Origin of the sequence: Halorientalis persicus, assembly GCF_900110215.1 — an archaeon.
GTDB lineage: Archaea > Halobacteriota > Halobacteria > Halobacteriales > Haloarculaceae > Halorientalis > Halorientalis persica.
Window position 1 is genome coordinate 99,412 of the sequence record NZ_FOCX01000013.1, and the last position, 16,974, is coordinate 116,385.

Consider the following 16,974-nt stretch of genomic DNA (forward strand, 5'->3'; position numbering starts at 1 on the left):
TTTCCCGTTCTCCGGACGGGGTTCCGGGTATGCGACCCGTGACCGGTGTCGTCCTCACAGGGCTGGTGGTCGTTCTAGCGGGCATCGCCATTCTCACGCTCGGAGGGGGCGGGACACCAGACGGGCAACTCACCGAACGCTGGATCAGCGACACAGACCGTAACAACACGGTCAACCACCATGCAGTCGGGATCGGGCCTGACGGCGACGTGATAGTCGCGCCGGTCGCGACCATCGCGGCCGACAACTCGCGTCTCTCGCCGACTTCATGTTCCCTCAATCGCCTCGCGCCAGGCGACGGCGGGGTGGGCTGGCAGACGACCACACCGCCCGCGGACTGTTTCATGCACGCACTGACCGAGCCCGCGATTGCGGACGTGGACGGCGACGGGACGACCGAGGTCGTCGCGGCCACGATCCGGAACGCCACCATCGCCTATTCGGCTGCCGACGGGTCCGAGGAGTTTCGTATCCCACTGTCCACGTACGGGTACTCGAAGCCAACTGTTGGGAACGTCACGGCCGCGTCCGGACCGGAAATCGTCACAAGCGACATCGACGGTCACGTCGTCGTGGCCGGCGGCGACGGTGAGGTGTACTGGACGCGCTCGCTGAACGAGACGGTCTGGGCCGCGCCAGCCGTCGCCGATATCGATGCGGACGGAGAGCGGGAAGTCGTCGTCGGGACCAACGAGCGCACCGTGGCACTGAACGCTGATGGATCGCTGGCCTGGACGACCGACAGAGCCGCCGAAGAACTCGATGTCGGCCAGGTCGACGACGACGAGGCCATCGAAGTCATCACGGCGTCCGACGCGGGCGTCACCGCGCTGGATGGTGTGGACGGCAGCGTGGACTGGACACACGAGGTCCGTGGCGGCGCGTCGCTCTCGCCCCACGCAATCGGTGCGGCAGGCAGAGACGGTCCGCTGCGAGTGTACTTCAGCGAGCCGGGCAACGTCGTCGGAGCGCTTAACGCGACCTCAGGCGAGCAGGCCTGGTCGACCAGACTCGGCCCCGAGGAGAACACGATGACTCCGGCACCGGTTGTTGGTGATCTCACTGGTGACGGCACCGCCGAGCTGGTGACGGTCACGAACGGCGGTACCGTCACGGTTCTGAGTACCGACTCGGGAAGCCAGCTGGCGGTCTATCGACGTGACGTGCCAGTCTGGACGTTCCCGACGGTCGCAGACGTGACCGAAGACCCAGGCGCGGAAGTGTTCGTGATCTACGGCGACGGCCGGATCACGTCGCTGGATTACACGGAGGGATCGTGACAGCGCAAGCCGACGCGGACAGGTGGACGGCTCTAAATGGGGCGTTATGATTCAGTGGCATCTACTCCACTTCGGTACCGCTACTGGTCCGTCGTTGCCATTCATAACGATACTTACTGTTGCTGCTGCCGCAACTGCCCTGCTGCTCGGCTTAGCACTCGCTGCATTCTTGCAACGGCGTTCCCGGTCATATTTGTTGATCGTCGGCGCGTTCGCTGCGCTGTTCGCCCGATCTGCTGTTGCAGGTTTGTCGACGATGGGATATCTCTCGCCTGCGAACCATCATTTGCTAGAACACGGGCTCGACGTGGTGTTGGTCGCGCTCGTCGTCGCAGCGGTCTATTTAGCGCGATCGGATGATAGCACGCCAGAGTACGAATCGTGACCGAAGTACACTACATCGAAACGATGAATATCGTTGGATCAAACTGAACAGTTCGATGTTCCGTAGGTGTGGAAATCCCGGTCTGAATACTTTCAGTGGTGCCTCAAACCGTCAACCTACGGTTCGGATGCCCTCCTGAATAGATGTCACCTCACGAGGCCACGTTCGCAGTTTTATTCCAATGAGATATGCGTTCGTTAGGCGGATCGATCCCTCAGTCAGTACTCGTTTGACCGCTCATCTGATGGATCACCACTGTCAACACCGTCGCCAGCATGGTTAGTACAACTGCACCAGCCGCCGCAATCTCGTGGGCTGGTGAGACGTGCTGCACTGTTCCGTCCACGATTGGCTCAACTGGGAGCAGCGTATGATGTGGTGTCCCGACGATTGGGACGAAATAATCCACGAGATCGTTGAAACCGTACCACACGACAGCGACGAGAATCGCACGGGACGGGAATGCACTGTACCTGCGGACGAGGAACGCCTCGGCAGCCATCCCGAGATGAGACACGAACAAGAAGCCGTACATCGCCTTCGACGAGAGTGCCTGGCCCAGCAACGGGACGATCTGCGGGGGTGCCATGACTGTGGCGAGAAATGCATCCGCGAACACCGTCAGGACGTACGGCGTCCAGAGGCCGAGTTTGAGACAGCCGAAAAACGCGAGCACGTTCAGGTATTCGTTCGGCCGCTCGAGTTTGTAGAGTGCCAGTGAGAGCGCGATAAACAACGTTGCCATCGGGCTGTCCGGAACGACTGGCCACGCGGCGAGTGGCTCGAGACGGAACTGAGGAATGTAGTACCAGAAGCCGAAGACTGTCCCGAGCAGATTGATGCCGACGATGACCCACGCGTACTCCAGTGCCACATTCTCGACACGCCTGATAGGTGGCCCGAGAAACCGGGACCAGCCGTCAGTCTGTTCTGTGTCCATCGAGTTGCGACGTGGCAGTCCGTCCTGATTCACTCCCAGTAAGGAGTTCGACGAGTTCAGCCTCCGTGACCGGTTGCGTTTCGGTGTCGAGTCCCGCGTCACGGGCAACGCGGACGGCACTGGGTGGGTGAAGGTTCGCTTTGGCGAGCAATTCGGGGTCGTAGAACACCTCACGTGGTGTGCCGTCCCCGATGACGTTCCCGTCGTGCATCACACATACCCTGTCTGCGATCTCGGCTGCGAACTCGATGTCGTGCGTCGAGAGGACGACGCTGATGCCTTCTTCGTGAATCGTCCGCACGCGGTCGGCGACCAAACGAGAGCGCTCTGGGTCGAGGCCAGCAAGCGGTTCGTCGAGGACGATCACGCTGGGTTCGAGGACGAGCACGCCAGCGAGTCCCACCAGACGTTTTTCCCCACCACTCAGGTAGTGGGGAATCCGGTCGTCGAGATGGCTCGCGTCGACAGTTGCCAACGCTTCTCGCGCACGTTCCTGTGCTTCGTCGGCTGGAACACCATAGTTCTGGAGGCCGAACAGCACGTCGTCCAGCACGGTCGGCGCGACGAGTTGTGTATCGGCATCCTGGAAGACGAAGCCGACTTCCTTCCGTGCGTGCGCTTTATTACCCTCTGTGATCGGCGTACCATCGACGACGAGTTCGCCGTCGTCGGGGACGAGCGTCGCGTTCAGGTGCTCCATCAGCGTCGATTTGCCTGCGCCGTTCCCGCCGACGAGTGCGACAACCTCGTCCGGGTAGACCTGGAAGTCGACCTCGTGCATCCCGACGGTCCCGTCGGGGTAGGTGTGGGCCTCACAGTGGAGGTCCACGAGTGGGTCCGTCGTCTCGTCGCTACTCATAGCGACACCACCCCATAGACGGCGACCAGCGCGTAGCCGACGACGGCGACGTAACACGCGACGACCGCGACGAGTTCACGGAGGGGCGGGCGCGGAACGTCACCGTAGAGCGTGATGTCGCCGTCGTAGCCGCGGGCCTCCATCGACTTGACGAGCCGCTCGGACCGCTCGATGGCCGTCAACAGCGTCATGCCGAGGATGCGTGCGTAGGTGCGCCGGTTCGCCCAGAACTCCGAGAGACTCGCCCCGCGTGCGAGAACGGCCTTGACGAGGTCTTCGAGCGTCTCGATCATGACGAACGTGAACCGGTAGGTCAGCAGCGCGACCTGGTCGATCGGACTCGGAAGCGTCCGCCCGAGCAGGTACGCGATGTCGGCGTACCGGGTCGTCATCGTCGCGGTGAGCGCGAACGTCACGACGGTCAGCGACCGGCAGGACAGCTCCGCGAAGAGGATTGCACCCTCCCACGTGACCGATAGTTCTCCGAGCGGCGTCCCGAGCGCACCGCCGATTGGTGTCCCAGGTTCGAGAAAGGCGAGCGGGCCCGCGACGGAGACGATGAACAGCAACGGCAGCGTGTACCAGAGCGCCAGGCGTTTGTACGGCAGGCCGGCGACGCCGTACACGACCAGCGTCGCGGCGTACACGCCCACCAGGATCGCCAGCGCGTCTGCCACCGTCACCGTTAGCACGAGCGCGCCGACGATGCCGAACTTCGTCCACGGGTTGACGCGATGCAGTGGGCTATCGCGGTGTTCCGCGTAGGCCGTGATGAGTCGCGGGTCCGGAACGTGGTTCGAGAGCGTCGTCATCAGCTGTCAGGCCGCCTTATTGTTCCGGCCGCGATACCGGTCGGCGTAGATGTAGAGAGCGACGCCCACGACGACCAGCAGGACGACCAGCCCGACGAACTCCAGAACCATGCCGCCCTTGCGAATCGGGCCGGCGATGATGACGCCCCGGCCGAGATCGACGAGCGAGCCGCCCCCTTCTTTCACGCCGCGTTGGAGCGCCTTGGCAGACCGCTTGGCCCAGGGCAGCGCACCGCCAGTCGCTCTGAAGCCCCACAACCCAGCCGCAACGGCGACCGCGAACAGCGCTGCGAGACTGCCGTACTGTTTCCAGCGCTGCATCAGGCGGTCACCCCTGCGGGTTCGTCCTCACCGCGCTGGCGGTCGGTCAGTCCCACGAGGTCGGGTCGAACCGACGCGAGGAACTGGACGATGAAGCCGGTCAGGATACCCTCGATGACGGCGACGCCGAGGTTGAGGCCGACGAGGCCAGCCACAGCGACCGTCAGGTCCGCGCGTGGGAGTGCGCTGCCGTTGACGCCGCTGATGACGATGATCGCACCCATCAGGATAGCGCCGGCCGAGAGACCGATGGTTGCGGCACCGGCACTCGCGGGGAAGACGTCCCAGTCCATCCCCAGCAGCGTCTTGAAGATGTAGTAGGCGACGATGGCTTCCGTGGCGTTCACGAGCGTGTTCGCCCCGAGCAGGCCGACCGCACCGTGGCCGAGTGCGGCCGAGAAGATGTTGACGACGAGTGCAACGAGTGCCCCGAGGGTCGGACCTGCGAGGATGCCGACCAGCCCGGTGAGGTTCATGTGGATGCCGCCCCACACGGGCAGGTTGAGTTGGAAGACCGCGAAACTCGCGGCCGCGCCGATGCCCGCGAGCGCGATGTGCTGAGTTTTGATGCCGCCTTTCCGGACGCGATAGACGACGATACTGATCAGTCCGACGCCGACGGCCGTCCAGAGGGCCAGCGCCCACAACGGGAACGACCCCTCGCCGAGATGAATGTGTGCCATGTGTAGTTAGCAATCTAGAGTACAGATATAATAAATCTACGCTCTAGAGCCATAGTAGTTATTATTGATTCCAGATTTTGGTTATAGATTTGTTACTGCCAGCGTCTACATTCCCATGTCAGGCATTATCGAATCAGTCCGGAATCGGCCCAAAATATCCCGCTAACCGGATCAAGAAGACTGAAGCCCTGGGTAGAGACTCGGAAATTGCAAATATAAAACCTTAGTGATATTAAAAGCGTATATAAAATAGCCAATTTTAAATAAAATAGTCGCTAGCGTTAATAACGCAATGAGTCGAGACTCAATCCCGGTCACCGTCTTGAGCGGTAACCTCGGTGCGGGGAAGACGACCACGCTGAATCACCTGCTTACCGAACAGCGAGCCGCAGACATCGCGGTGCTCGTCAACGACATGGGTGAAGTGAACGTCGACGCCGACCGCGTCGCGGAACACTCGGACATCTCCGAAGACGATGAGGAACTCGTCGAACTGTCGAACGGCTGCATCTGCTGTGAACTTCGTGGTGACCTGCTTGACGCGCTCGCAAAACTCGCGCAGGCGCACGACTTCGATTACCTTGTCATCGAGTCGACGGGCGTCGCCGAACCGCTGCCCGTGGCGCAGACGCTCACGATGGGATTCGACCAGGCCGATCTGGACCCCACGGAGTTCTACGAGGAGACGGGTATCGAGGTGATGGACTACTACGACCTCGACACGACAGTCACTGTCGTCGACGCCCACCAGTTCTGGACGACGTTCGACTCCGAGGAGTCGCTCATGGATGGCGACACCGAGAAGGACCTCGGGAATCTCCTCGTCGAGCAAATCGAGTTCTGTGATGTCCTGTTGCTCAACAAGTGTGACCTCGTCGACGAGGACACCCTCGACAAAATCGAAGCGATGATCGAGACCCTGCAGCCACGGGCGAAGATCATCCGGACGGAACACGGTCGTGTCGATCCCGACGATATCGTCGACACGGGCCGGTTCGACTTCGAGGCAGCGAGCCAGTCGGCCGGTTGGATGCAGGAACTCGAAGAGCCACACGAGTCCGCCGAGGAAGAACACGGCGTTACCTCGTTCGTCTTCGAGTCACGGCGGCCGTTCCACCCGGAGCGCTTCGCTGAGGTGTTGAACGAGTTCCCTCCGAACGTCGTGCGCTCGAAGGGTCGCTTCTGGCTCGCCGGCCGTGAAGAGATGGGGCTCGGGCTGAACGTCGCCGGCCAGTCGATCCGCATCGAACCAGCCGGCCAGTGGATCGCGGCTCTCTCGGAGAAAGAACAACAGGAGTATCTCGACACGTATCCCGAACTCGAAGCGAACTGGCATCCCGAGTACGGTGACCGCTCGTCACGGCTGGTGCTCATCGGGACCGACATGGACCACGACACAGTGCGCGAATCACTGACCGATGCGCTGCTCACAGAGGCCGAAATGGACGCCGACTGGACGGCGTTCGACGACCTGTTCCCAGTCTTCACGACCGACGACGAGGACGAACCGGCCGACGACGAGAGCGCCGAGGAAGTGGGGCTGGCAGACTAAGATGCCCAGTGCAAGTACCTGCTTCCAACGAGCCGTCACGAAGTCCGCACCGCGTGAGACGCGTCGTGAGGCGATTCGTGAACTCGGACGCCTCGATGCAGTCAGACAACTCAAAACGATCACGCGAACGAACGGCCTCCACGGTGTCTTTCGCCGAGATGCCGTCGCGGAGTTGGAGGCCCTGGGTGCGACCGACGCTCTGGAAACGATCGCCGCCGATCGAGCGGTCGATCCCGCCATCAGAAAGCAAGCTCGACGATGAGTTTGGGACTTGAATCGGGACGTATGGTCGTTGTAGGTGGACAGCAACAGTTCGATCACGATCACAAGCGGATCGGATTCGTCGGTCCCGAAGGCGTCGGCAAGACGACAGTCGCTACGCTAGCGGCAGATCGGCTCACTGAGCGAACAGCGGTCGAGATTACCGGTGAGGCAGCAGGCTTCTTCGATCAGCCACAGGTCTCGACGATGGACAGCGGTACGCTCGGTATCAGCTGGGCGATCCTCGACTACGACGCTGGTGTGGACGTACTTGCGACCGCGGCCGACGCGCTCGATACAGCATTTGTCGTCGCGACGCCCGAGACGTTAGATCAGGTGGCCCCGTACGGAACGGTCGCAGACCGTCATGCTCTGGACACGTTCCTCGTGGTCAACCGGTTCGAAGAGGATGATCGAGATCGGCTTGGGGCCTTCGACGGTCTCGAACTCGCGGAATACCTCTATGAAAACGAGATAATAGAGACGGCGATGTCGGCTGGAGAGATTCCCACGCTCAACGGATGGACGATAGAGACGATATTGCTCGAGGCCCTCCAGAGTGAGCGCCTGCCGGTGAGAGAAGCGAAAGCAGCACTCGATAGCGGTCGGCGATCCGTCGTCAACGTCGAAGTCGAAAGCGTCGCGTCTGGCATCGGCATTGTTCGTAGCTTTCGGCGAAACGGCTATGCAGCCGATTTCTTCCGGTGTAACTGCCGCTGTCACGAGGGTCACGTCATCGCACGCACTGGAACGTTCGATACCTGAAATACCGTCGTTTCCGAGCTTCAGGATCTATCATAGGATATTCCCTTCTTGTTCGCCGTTCATCGGTCGTTCTCAAAGCGAGACACATCCGTTCTCGAGTCACCAGTGTAATAAAGTAGTAGTAATTATTAACAACTCTTATTAGAAAAGAGTATAAAGATAATAACCGCGATGCAGCAGGATATGACCACTCAGCAGTCGAAGGAGAAGGCGATGGACGGTGTAATGGAGATATCTGGTACCGGCCTATCGGCCGCGATGCGCAATCCAGTGGAAGATCACCCACGGTATTCCATCTCCGTCGTGCGCCAACGGCCGACCTTTTACAAATATAATTTAGTTAATCAAACCAAAATTGATTACCTGAGGGGGCGTGGTGGCACTCATGTGATACTAAACGAGACAGAAGGAGATGTATGGAAAAATCGCGCGGAGTCACGCGCGTCTTCCGGTTCAGTACGGGCAGTCTCCAGGTCCAATCGGTCGGTGATCGTCGATGCGTAGAGCCTGTTCCAGACGACAACTGCTCGGCAGTGCCGCGGCTGGGGCTGCCGGACTTGTTGCGGGCTGTAGTGGTTCGGAAGCCAATTCGGATAGGTCGTATACAGTGGCGCTCGCCCGGGACCCGACACAGGAGAAGTGGGATATGTTCCACGGTGTTTCTCCGTATTACACCCACGTCTTCGAACCACTCGTGGAGACCACCGATGAGATGGAGACGGCACCGTTACTGGCCACCGACTGGAAAGCCGTCGACGAGACGACGTGGGACTTCTCGCTTCGGGAGGACGTCACCTTCCACAACGGCAAACCGCTGACAGCCGACGCTGTTGTCCACTCGTTCGACAGGGTCTTCAAACAGTTGTCGTGGGTTCCTGGATGGATCGGCGTCGAGCCTAATGGCGTTTCCGCAGTGGATGAAACCACTGTCCGGTTCCAGACGACGGAGCCGTTTCCTGCCTTTCCGGGTACAATCTCGCATAATTACTTTGGCATCCAGCACCCGGATGCGACCGAACCACCGGCCGGTACTGGTCCCTTCCGGGTCGAAAATGTCGAAGAAGAACAGTCGATCACACTCACGCCGTACGAGGGCTACAGGAATGAGACGGCAAAGCCGAGCGAACTCACGTTCGAGTGGATCCAAGACCCGAATACACGAGCGCTGTCCCTCAAGAAAGGGTCGGTCGACGTCACACAGAAAATCCCGAAGAGCCGTGCCACCTCCCTGCGTGAGGCCCCCGGAACGGCGATCGAAACCCAACTCACGCCTGAAGCAGGACTGGTCGCGGTTAACCTCTACTCGTCACCGACCGACGAAGAGCGACTTCGACAGGCGCTCAACTGGGCCGTCGATCAGCGCCAGATCGTCGAGAGCGTCCTGAACGGAATTGGCCAGCCAGCCACCGGTCCGATTTCTTCGGTCATTCCCTGGGCAGCTCACGACGACCTTCCAACGTACGGACCCGACAGACAACGGGCCCGGGAACTGGTCGCACAGTCCAGCTATAGCGGCGAAACACTCTCCATCCTGATCAACAGTCAAAATACCGACGACAGGACTATCGCACAGATCCTCTCAGGTTGGTTCGATGAAATCAACGTCGCGAGCGAGATCCGACAGGTCGGTCCGGCGTCGTTCTACGACACGTTCACGTCTGGCGAGGCGAACCTAACACTCGTCGGGTTCGGCTCGAACAGTGCGGCCAGTGATTACCTCATCCGGGCGATGTTCCACTCCGAAGGGAGTGACAATCGGAAACTCTACGAGCAAAACGGAACTGGCGTCTACAATCCTGGCGGCGAAGTCGACCGGTTGATCGAGCAGGGGTACCGGGCCGAGACGATGGCCGAAAAGCGCGACTACTACGGAGAGGTCCAACAACGGGTCGTCGAGACCGGTGCAGTCATTCCCCTGTACTACAACGAGTACGTCTTCGGCCGACAGGCTGATATCACCGGGATCGACTGGCACCCAGTCGACAACATGGTCGGCTGGTCCGGCCTCACACAGAGTGAGTGACATGGCGGGGAATGATCTCCCGGAGGAGTGGTCCGTCGATCCGAGTGAGAGGCACAGAGCGTGGGACGCCGTGAAGGTCCGACAGCAGTCGTGGACCGACATAGCGGAGTCCGATATCGACGTGTGCCTGCTTCCGGTCGGGAGCATCGAACAGCACGGGCCACACGGCCCGCTCGGGACTGATGTCCTCATCGCCGAGGCCATCGCGGAGGCAACAGCGGGGCGGGTGGAAGCCCTCACTCTTCCGGCCGTGCAGGCTGGTATCGCACCGTATCATGGCAACTTCCCTGGAACGCTGGATATCCCAGCCGACGTGTTTCGGGACTACACCTTCCACGTCCTCGAATCGACGGAAGCGTGGGGCATCGAGACAGTTGTCACTGTAAACGGCCACGGCGGAAACCGGACCGCGCTGAAAGCGGTCTGTCGTCAATTGCGACGAGAGACCGCGCTCGATGCCCAGTACTGGGCATGGACAGACGCGGTCGACGAAGACGTGAGCCATGCCGGCGAAGCCGAGACGAGCGTCCTGCGCTACCTCGTGCCGGAACTGGTCGGCACACCCCAGAAAGGCGACACCGAGAGTTGGGGCGAGTGGATCCACGGGGCACAGGTGGCGGGGCTCACCGACGAATTTAGCGAGAACGGTGTCGTCGGTGATCCGACGAGTGCGTCGGCGGCGAAGGGACAGCGCCTGTTCGAAACGGCCGTCGACGAACTCACTGCTCTCATCGAGTGGCTTCGGGAGAACGAGCAGCGTAGTACCGACGTGAAATCTGGGGATGTATCTGCCGATAGAGGAACACGATGATCGAACTCACCAGACGACAGAAACTGTCCGGACTCGGGGCCGGGATTACCGGCCTCGGTGGCTACTGGGCAATCAGCGGTACCGGTGGAAAAGAAGACGTGTTCACGGTTGGCTCTCCATGGACGCCGGATTCGCGAGACCCGGTCGTGAACGGGTGGCTCTGGCGACGTATAAGTGTACTCGAACCGCTGTTGACCGTCGATTACGATGCGACCGTGGCTCCGGGTCTAGCCACGGACTGGCGCATGGTCGACGACGAGACGTGGGAATTTGACCTCCGTGAGGGCGTCACGTTCCACGACGGAACCGAGTTGACAGCGAAAACAGTACTCCCATCGCTCAGGCGAGCCTTTGACTCGAGTTCGCTGGCTTCCGTGCCGGTCAAATCGATCGAAACAGCTGATAATCGGACGCTGACGATGAAGACGGACGAGCCGTTTTCGCCACTACCGGCACACTGCACCCGAGGATCGACCTGTCTCGTTTCCCCCACTGCAATCGCAGACGATAGGTCTGTCAGCGAACCGATCGGGACCGGCCCGTTCCAGTTCGAAAGCTGGAATCAGGGTTCCAGTATCACAGCGAGTGCAAATTCGGACTACCACGGTGAGAACGCGAGCATCGAGACGCTGGTCTACGAAGGAATTACCGACGACCAGACCCGTCGGCTGAAACTCGAAAACGACGAACTGGACATGGCCCGGATCCTTCCGAACGAGACGGTCGATTCGCTCGAATTACGCGACGACATCACCGCTCACACGTACCAGATTCCACGGGCGCGGTACCTCGTATTCGATCTAGATTCCTCACCGTTCGCAGATAGACGAGTTCGAAGAGCGGTCATGCACGCAGTCGACCGCGAGACGATCGTCGAAAATCTGCTGAATGGGCTTGGGTCGCCAGCCGTCGGTCCATTTCCGTCGGATGTGACAGATTGGGCCGCCGACAACCTCGAACCGTACGAGCACGATCCAGGCCGGGCGCGCGATCTCCTGGCCGAGGCTGGCTGGGAACCGAACGGTACTGGTCGCACCCGAGATGGCGACCCCCTCTCCGTGTCGATCTGGACGTACGACACTCGCCCACTGCTCCCTACCATCGCACAGGTGATACAGACACAGCTCGGCGAGGTCGGGTTCGAAGTCGACATCGAAGTAATGGAATCGTCGACGATCAAAGAACGAGCCACGAACGGATCGTTCGACGCCGTTCTCTGGTCGAATTCGGTGTTGTGGTATCCCGACCCGGACCGGTTGTCAGACTTCGTTCACTCGGAGACTGCGACTATGTTCAGCGGCTACGAGAACGAGACGGTCGATCGACTCCTCGAAGAAGCCAGACGGACGACCGATCGAGACGAGCGGTTCGGGCGGTACGCTGAAGTACAGCACATCCTTCAGCGAGACCTCCCTATTGGCTGGCTCACCTACTACACCAACGTGGTCGCAACGCGTGCTGGCGTCGAGGCCTATCGACCCCATCCGATCGAGTCCTGCTATCACTTGGAGAACGTCACGGACCAGCAATGAATGGGTGGCACCTGTCGAAGCGGTTGCTGACGATGGGGGTCGTCCTGTTCGCCGTGTCACTTCTCACGTACGGATTGATCTTCGTCACGCCCGGCGATCCGGCGCGAACGATTCTCACCCAGCAGATGGGAGGACAAAGCCCCTCTCAAGCGGCGGTCGAACAGTTCCGTGTCGCCAACGGTCTCGACGATCCGTTCCCGGTGCAGTACGCCCGCTGGATGGGTGATGTACTCCGTGGCGATCTCGGACAGTCGTACTACAGCGACCAGGCGGTCAGTGCGATGATCGCCCAGCGACTTCCGAACACGATCGCACTGGCCGTGGCGTCAATGCTTGTCGCGATTGTCATCGCTATTCCGGCTGGGATAGCAAGCGCGGTGGAGCCGGGAAGTCGGACCGACTACGCCGCACAACTCGGCGCGCTCGTCGGCATCTCCATGCCGAACTTCTGGCTCGGGTACCTGCTCATTATCGTCTGCTCGCTCTGGCTCGACCTGTTCCCGGTCGCCGGTGCGGAGGGCCCCGAATATCTGGTTCTCCCTGCACTGACGCTCGGATCTGGGATGGCCGCGGTGATCGCGCGCCTGGTTCGGACGGCGATGCTGGACGTACTCGACGACGCGTATATCCGCACCGCCCGGTCGAAGGGGTTGCGAGAGCGGATCGTGGTCTACAAGCATGCGCTCCGGAACGCGCTCGTGCCTGTCGTCACGATCGTCGGGTTGCAGTTGAGTTACGTCCTCAACGGCGCGGTCGTCGTCGAAGTCGTGTTCCAGCGACCAGGACTTGGAACGCTTCTGGTCGATGCGATCTTCGCACGCGACTATCCGGTCGTACAGGGCGTGACGCTACTCATCGGCGTCGTCTTCGTTGTAACAAACTTCGTGGTCGATCTGACCTACAGTCGGCTCGATCCGCGGATCGAACTCGAGGGTGAACCAACGTGAGTGGACCTGCAGCCGATACGGGAGTACGGCAAGAGAGTGACCAGCGCGATGAGTGGACCGAGGTGATTCCGGCGGATCGCCTCGCGCAGGTCGGTCTCGGAATTATACTTATATTGCTCGTCCTCGCGGTGTTCGGACCGATCGTGTCGCCATACGATCCGGCCACTCAGGACTTAAGTAGCCGGCTCGAAGCTCCGTCGCTGACGCATCCGCTCGGGACCGATCAGCTCGGTCGCGACGTGCTCACTCGACTCCTTCACGGTGCCAGACTGTCGCTGGGAATCGCCCTCGCGGTGACCAGTGTCCGACTCGTCGTCGGCACGGCGGTGGGTCTCGTCGCTGGCTACGCCGGGGGGTGGATCGACGAGGCCTTGATGCGGCTCGTCGACACGCTGCTGGCGTTCCCCGGAATCGTCCTCGCGCTCGTCATCGCCGGCATACTCGGGCCGAGTCTGGTGAACGTGATGCTTGCACTGTCCGTCGTGGGCTGGGCCTCTTACGCCAGGCTCGTACGGAGTAGCGTCCTCTCGGTCCGAGAACGGGAGTTCGTGACGGTCGCCAGGCTGCTCGGGCACACCCGGACCCACGTTACCGCCCGGCACCTGATACCGAACGTCGTCGCACCGGTTGTCGTCCTCGCGACTCTCGATATTGGTGGCGTCATTCTCGGGACTGCGGGCCTGTCGTTTCTGGGCCTCGGCGCACAGCCACCGACGCCCGAGTGGGGAACGATGCTCGCGTCGGGCCGCACTTACCTGCGCCAGGCGTGGTGGCTCGTCAACGCCCCGGGCGTCTGTATCATGTTCACCGTCTTCGGGTTCAACCTGCTCGGAGATAGTCTCCGAGACACACTCTCACCGACACAGTCGGCACAGATGGAACAACTATGAGCAAACCACTGCTTCGCGTCGAAGACCTCCATACTCGCTTCGACACCGATCGCGGAACCGTTCACGCGGTCGACGGCACATCGTTTACCGTCGACCGTGGCGAGATCGTCGGCGTCCTCGGCGAGAGCGGCAGCGGCAAGTCCGTCACCGCCCGATCTATCTGCAGACTAGAAGACCCAGGACGGATCGCCGGCGGGACGATCGAATTCGAAGGTATCGAACTGACCACTGCCGAAGAATCCACGCTGCGACGACTTCGCGGCAACGAGATCTCGATGGTCTTCCAGGATCCGACCGAGACACTGAATCCGGTGTTCCCGGTCGGTGAGCAGATCGCCGAGGCGGTGCGGATCCACGAGACGAACGACCGCCAGCGTCTCCTCGATTTCCTCGGCGTGCCGCCGTTCCGGGACCGGTCAGCCTGGGCGGACGCGCGAGAGCGTGCCGTCGAATTACTGGGCCAAATGGACATCCCGAGTCCCAAGTCGCGCTCGACGGCATTCCCACACGAGTTTTCGGGTGGGCTCCGTCAGCGTGCAGTCCTCGCGGTTGCTCTGGCGAGTGAACCCTCCTTGCTGATCGCCGATGAGCCCACTACTGCACTCGACACGACGACACAGGCCGACATTCTGCGACGGCTGCGCTCCCTGCGAGACGAGCGAGACGTTGGGATACTCCTCATCACCCACGATATCGGTGTCATCGCGCAAACGTGTGATCGCGTGATCGTCCTGTATGGCGGTCAGGTGATGGAGGCTGGCCCGGTCGAGCGGGTGTTGACCGATCCGGCCCACCCATACACCCGATCGCTGCTCGCTTGTTCTGTCCGGAACACAGACTCTGGTGAGCGGATTCACTCGGCGCAGGGCCGGCCGGCGGATCCCGTCGACGGCCACGAGGGGTGTCCGTTTGCAGATCGATGCCGTCACGCGACCGCGGCGTGTCGCGAGGGTCCCATCCCGACCACCGAACGCAGTTCCGAACACCGACTGAGCTGCCTCGAGGCGCCACTACCCGCCACTCGAGAGTCGTCTCCACAGCGAGTGTCACCGACGCCAGACGGGGGAACGACAGAATGATAGAACCTGATCGGGACGCGTTCGAACCCCCCTCGGACACCCCCGTGGTCGAGTTACGTGGGGTCTCCAAGTCGTTCTCGGTACGCAATTCGGTTCTGGAACGGCTCTCTGGCAGCGACTCGTCAGCAAAAGCGGTCTGTGACGTATCGCTGGTTGTTCACCCATGTGAGACCGTCGGCCTCGTCGGTGAGAGCGGCTGCGGGAAATCGACGCTCGCGAAGCTCGTCACCGGCCAGCTCACGCCGGATCGCGGACAGGTCCGTCTCGACGGCACTCGCGTCGGCGGGGTATCGGATCGCTCCGCCGGGCAGTGTCGACGAATCGGTGTCGTCTTTCAACACGCCGGAGAAAGTTTCGATCCGCGGTGGCCGGTCGGCCGGTCGCTCTCCGAGGCCAGACATGACGCCGACATGGGTTCGGAAAACGAACGCGGTCTCGGAGACATCGAGCAATTGTTGTGCAGCGTCGATCTCGGCCCGGAGATCGCCGACCGGTACCCTCGCGAGTTATCGGGTGGGCAAATCCAGCGCGTCGCGTTGGCCCGAGCTCTGGCACACAACCCTGACGTGATCGTCCTTGACGAACCGGTATCGGGGCTGGACGTGGCGACACAGGCGACGATCCTCGACCTGCTCGCCGACCTGCAGCAGAGGTTCGGTATCGGATATCTATTTATCTCTCACGACCTGGCTGTTGTACAGTATCTCGCAGATAGGATCGCTGTCATGTACGCCGGCGAAGTCGTCGAAGTCGGGCCAGCAGACGGACTGTTCGGGGATCCGAATCATCCATACACCGAAGCGTTACTTCAGGCGATTCCGAGTCCGGATCCGGGGGTGGCACCCCCGACACCGCTCGACGGCGATCCACCCGATCCGACGGACAGACCGACCGGGTGTCCGTTCCACCCCCGCTGTCCCGCGGCGACGACAGAGTGTGCCGAGAGGCATCCCGAGTTCGAGACAGTCGAGGGCACGCGAGTCCGGTGCTTTCACGCTCCGGAAGCCACGGGCGAGTGCGAGGAGGACCGATCGTACCAACCGAACCGCAGTACTCGATCATCACGAATTCATGACTGAGAGTTACGACATCGCAATCGTCGGCGGCGGTCCTGCAGGCTGTTCGGCTGGTGTGTTCTGTAGCCGGGCCGGACTCGACACCGTCGTCGTCACGAACGACCGATCGACGCTTCGAAAATCCGCCTTCGTCGAGAATTACCTGGGCTTTCCGCTCGGTATTGAACCGCGAGCGTTGCTCGAACTAGTCGAGACACACGCCCGAGAGGCGGGCTGTAGTCTCGTCAACGGCACAGTCAAATCTGCGGAGACCGACGGTAATGGAATCGTTCTCCACCTCGGCGAGCGCTCAATCTTGGCTGAGCGAATTCTCGCTGCCTCGTGGTCGGACAGCACATATCTCAACGAATTAGGGGTACGAACCGAAACGGAGTCGTCTGGTTCCGTTTCCGTGGTCCAGACCGACGAACGCGGGGAGACGAACGTCGACGATGTATACGCCGCTGGTCGGCTCACAGACACCCATCATCAGGCAATCGTCAACGCAGGGGACGGTGCCCGTGTCGCACTCGAAATCATCGAAGAACTGGACACGGAGTTCTACAACGACTGGATCGCTCTAGAGGGCTACTACGAGTCCTACGACCGCGAGGTCCCGGTGGGTGTCAAGGAGATTGACCACGACGAACGGCGAAACCGTATCGAGCGTGCGACCGACTTCATGTCGTCCTTTTTCGAAACTGATCGATCGGAGTAGCGGTCCGAGACCGATGCCGCCGTCATCGATCTTTCCGTCAGGGTTTCGCAGGAGGATCGCT

General features: G+C 61.1%; 19 protein-coding genes. 14 read left to right on the plus strand and 5 right to left on the minus strand.

Annotation, left to right across the window (positions count from 1 at the left end; all coding sequences use genetic code 11):
- The first annotated feature begins 29 nt into the window (after positions 1 to 29).
- The gene (locus BMX17_RS14615) at positions 30 to 1,280 is read left to right on the plus strand and encodes an outer membrane protein assembly factor BamB family protein (RefSeq protein WP_092661350.1); all 1,251 of its coding nucleotides are present in this window, start codon (positions 30 to 32) and stop codon (positions 1,278 to 1,280) included.
- Between the two features lie 46 nt (positions 1,281 to 1,326).
- Positions 1,327 to 1,665, plus strand: a complete 339-nt coding sequence (locus BMX17_RS27705) for a DUF7471 family protein (RefSeq protein WP_092661352.1) — start codon at positions 1,327 to 1,329, stop codon at positions 1,663 to 1,665.
- 214 nt (positions 1,666 to 1,879) lie between these two features.
- Here BMX17_RS27705 and BMX17_RS14625 read toward each other — a convergent pair whose 3' ends face one another.
- The 5 genes from BMX17_RS14625 to BMX17_RS14645 are packed head-to-tail and all read right to left on the minus strand — an operon-like array spanning position 1,880 to position 5,280.
- Positions 1,880 to 2,605, minus strand: coding sequence for a DUF1405 domain-containing protein (locus BMX17_RS14625; protein WP_092661354.1), 726 nt, complete (start codon positions 2,603 to 2,605; stop codon positions 1,880 to 1,882).
- Positions 2,586 to 3,464 carry an energy-coupling factor ABC transporter ATP-binding protein gene (locus tag BMX17_RS14630; RefSeq protein ID WP_092661356.1) on the minus strand — a complete coding sequence of 293 codons (879 nt, stop codon included), beginning with the start codon at positions 3,462 to 3,464 and terminating at the stop codon, positions 2,586 to 2,588. The genes BMX17_RS14625 and BMX17_RS14630 overlap by 20 nt, the downstream gene beginning before the upstream one ends.
- Positions 3,461 to 4,276 carry an energy-coupling factor transporter transmembrane component T family protein gene (locus tag BMX17_RS14635; protein ID WP_092661358.1) on the minus strand — a complete coding sequence of 272 codons (816 nt, stop codon included), beginning with the start codon at positions 4,274 to 4,276 and terminating at the stop codon, positions 3,461 to 3,463. Before BMX17_RS14635 ends, BMX17_RS14630 begins: the two co-directional genes overlap by 4 nt.
- Before the next feature lie 6 nt (positions 4,277 to 4,282).
- A complete protein-coding gene (locus tag BMX17_RS14640; RefSeq protein ID WP_092661360.1) occupies positions 4,283 to 4,597 on the minus strand; it encodes a cobalamin transport operon protein in 315 nt (104 codons plus the stop codon).
- Positions 4,597 to 5,280 carry an energy-coupling factor ABC transporter permease gene (locus tag BMX17_RS14645; RefSeq protein ID WP_092661363.1) on the minus strand — a complete coding sequence of 228 codons (684 nt, stop codon included), beginning with the start codon at positions 5,278 to 5,280 and terminating at the stop codon, positions 4,597 to 4,599. Before BMX17_RS14645 ends, BMX17_RS14640 begins: the two co-directional genes overlap by 1 nt.
- Positions 5,281 to 5,572: 292 nt before the next feature.
- Here BMX17_RS14645 and BMX17_RS14650 point away from each other — a divergent pair, with 292 nt between their 5' ends.
- The 12 genes from BMX17_RS14650 (at position 5,573) to BMX17_RS14700 (ending at position 16,913) form a co-directional block, all read left to right on the plus strand.
- Positions 5,573 to 6,832: a GTP-binding protein gene (locus tag BMX17_RS14650; protein ID WP_092661365.1), complete on the plus strand. Its 1,260-nt coding sequence runs from the start codon at positions 5,573 to 5,575 to the stop codon at positions 6,830 to 6,832.
- Position 6,833: 1 nt separating this feature from the next.
- Complete coding sequence (locus BMX17_RS14655; protein ID WP_092661367.1) at positions 6,834 to 7,094, plus strand: hypothetical protein; 261 nt, start codon at positions 6,834 to 6,836, stop codon at positions 7,092 to 7,094.
- Between the two features lie 23 nt (positions 7,095 to 7,117).
- Positions 7,118 to 7,858, plus strand: coding sequence for a hypothetical protein (locus BMX17_RS14660; protein ID WP_092661369.1), 741 nt, complete (start codon positions 7,118 to 7,120; stop codon positions 7,856 to 7,858).
- Positions 7,859 to 8,029: 171 nt separating this feature from the next.
- Complete coding sequence (locus tag BMX17_RS25210) at positions 8,030 to 8,362, plus strand: hypothetical protein (RefSeq protein WP_139203532.1); 333 nt, start codon at positions 8,030 to 8,032, stop codon at positions 8,360 to 8,362.
- A gap of 103 nt (positions 8,363 to 8,465) precedes the next feature.
- Positions 8,466 to 9,881, plus strand: coding sequence for an ABC transporter substrate-binding protein (locus BMX17_RS14665; RefSeq protein WP_092661371.1), 1,416 nt, complete (start codon positions 8,466 to 8,468; stop codon positions 9,879 to 9,881).
- A gap of 1 nt (position 9,882) precedes the next feature.
- Positions 9,883 to 10,692, plus strand: coding sequence for a creatininase family protein (locus tag BMX17_RS14670; RefSeq protein WP_092661373.1), 810 nt, complete (start codon positions 9,883 to 9,885; stop codon positions 10,690 to 10,692).
- Positions 10,689 to 12,224: an ABC transporter substrate-binding protein gene (locus tag BMX17_RS14675; RefSeq protein WP_092661375.1), complete on the plus strand. Its 1,536-nt coding sequence runs from the start codon at positions 10,689 to 10,691 to the stop codon at positions 12,222 to 12,224. Before BMX17_RS14670 ends, BMX17_RS14675 begins: the two co-directional genes overlap by 4 nt.
- Positions 12,221 to 13,171, plus strand: a complete 951-nt coding sequence (gene nikB, locus BMX17_RS14680) for a nickel ABC transporter permease (RefSeq protein WP_092661377.1) — start codon at positions 12,221 to 12,223, stop codon at positions 13,169 to 13,171. The genes BMX17_RS14675 and nikB overlap by 4 nt, the downstream gene beginning before the upstream one ends.
- Positions 13,172 to 13,233: 62 nt before the next feature.
- Positions 13,234 to 14,061 carry a nickel transporter permease gene (gene nikC, locus BMX17_RS14685; RefSeq protein WP_394327910.1) on the plus strand — a complete coding sequence of 276 codons (828 nt, stop codon included), beginning with the start codon at positions 13,234 to 13,236 and terminating at the stop codon, positions 14,059 to 14,061.
- Positions 14,058 to 15,140 (plus strand): ABC transporter ATP-binding protein, encoded by a 1,083-nt coding sequence (locus BMX17_RS14690; protein ID WP_092661381.1) that lies wholly within the window; start codon positions 14,058 to 14,060, stop codon positions 15,138 to 15,140. The genes nikC and BMX17_RS14690 overlap by 4 nt, the downstream gene beginning before the upstream one ends.
- Positions 15,137 to 16,219 (plus strand): oligopeptide/dipeptide ABC transporter ATP-binding protein, encoded by a 1,083-nt coding sequence (locus tag BMX17_RS14695; RefSeq protein WP_092661383.1) that lies wholly within the window; start codon positions 15,137 to 15,139, stop codon positions 16,217 to 16,219. The genes BMX17_RS14690 and BMX17_RS14695 overlap by 4 nt, the downstream gene beginning before the upstream one ends.
- The gene (locus BMX17_RS14700) at positions 16,212 to 16,913 is read left to right on the plus strand and encodes an NAD(P)/FAD-dependent oxidoreductase (RefSeq protein WP_092661385.1); all 702 of its coding nucleotides are present in this window, start codon (positions 16,212 to 16,214) and stop codon (positions 16,911 to 16,913) included. Before BMX17_RS14695 ends, BMX17_RS14700 begins: the two co-directional genes overlap by 8 nt.
- Positions 16,914 to 16,974: the final 61 nt, after the last annotated feature.

Excerpts from the sequence above, each read along its gene's own strand:
- BMX17_RS14630 (WP_092661356.1), bottom strand. The coding sequence starts at position 3,464 with ATGAGTAGCGACGAGACGACGGACCCACTCGTGGACCTCCACTGTGAG.
- BMX17_RS14700 (WP_092661385.1), top strand. The coding sequence starts at position 16,212 with ATGACTGAGAGTTACGACATCGCAATCGTCGGCGGCGGTCCTGCAGGC.
- BMX17_RS25210 (WP_139203532.1), top strand. The coding sequence starts at position 8,030 with ATGCAGCAGGATATGACCACTCAGCAGTCGAAGGAGAAGGCGATGGAC.
- BMX17_RS14670 (WP_092661373.1), top strand. The coding sequence starts at position 9,883 with ATGGCGGGGAATGATCTCCCGGAGGAGTGGTCCGTCGATCCGAGTGAG.
- BMX17_RS14615 (WP_092661350.1), top strand. The coding sequence starts at position 30 with ATGCGACCCGTGACCGGTGTCGTCCTCACAGGGCTGGTGGTCGTTCTA.
- nikB (WP_092661377.1), top strand. The coding sequence starts at position 12,221 with ATGAATGGGTGGCACCTGTCGAAGCGGTTGCTGACGATGGGGGTCGTC.
- BMX17_RS14650 (WP_092661365.1), top strand. The coding sequence starts at position 5,573 with ATGAGTCGAGACTCAATCCCGGTCACCGTCTTGAGCGGTAACCTCGGT.
- BMX17_RS14640 (WP_092661360.1), bottom strand. The coding sequence starts at position 4,597 with ATGCAGCGCTGGAAACAGTACGGCAGTCTCGCAGCGCTGTTCGCGGTC.
- BMX17_RS14635 (WP_092661358.1), bottom strand. The coding sequence starts at position 4,276 with ATGACGACGCTCTCGAACCACGTTCCGGACCCGCGACTCATCACGGCC.
- BMX17_RS14660 (WP_092661369.1), top strand. The coding sequence starts at position 7,118 with ATGGTCGTTGTAGGTGGACAGCAACAGTTCGATCACGATCACAAGCGG.
- BMX17_RS27705 (WP_092661352.1), top strand. The coding sequence starts at position 1,327 with ATGATTCAGTGGCATCTACTCCACTTCGGTACCGCTACTGGTCCGTCG.
- BMX17_RS14695 (WP_092661383.1), top strand. The coding sequence starts at position 15,137 with ATGATAGAACCTGATCGGGACGCGTTCGAACCCCCCTCGGACACCCCC.
- BMX17_RS14625 (WP_092661354.1), bottom strand. The coding sequence starts at position 2,605 with ATGGACACAGAACAGACTGACGGCTGGTCCCGGTTTCTCGGGCCACCT.
- BMX17_RS14645 (WP_092661363.1), bottom strand. The coding sequence starts at position 5,280 with ATGGCACACATTCATCTCGGCGAGGGGTCGTTCCCGTTGTGGGCGCTG.
- BMX17_RS14655 (WP_092661367.1), top strand. The coding sequence starts at position 6,834 with ATGCCCAGTGCAAGTACCTGCTTCCAACGAGCCGTCACGAAGTCCGCA.
- BMX17_RS14675 (WP_092661375.1), top strand. The coding sequence starts at position 10,689 with ATGATCGAACTCACCAGACGACAGAAACTGTCCGGACTCGGGGCCGGG.
- BMX17_RS14690 (WP_092661381.1), top strand. The coding sequence starts at position 14,058 with ATGAGCAAACCACTGCTTCGCGTCGAAGACCTCCATACTCGCTTCGAC.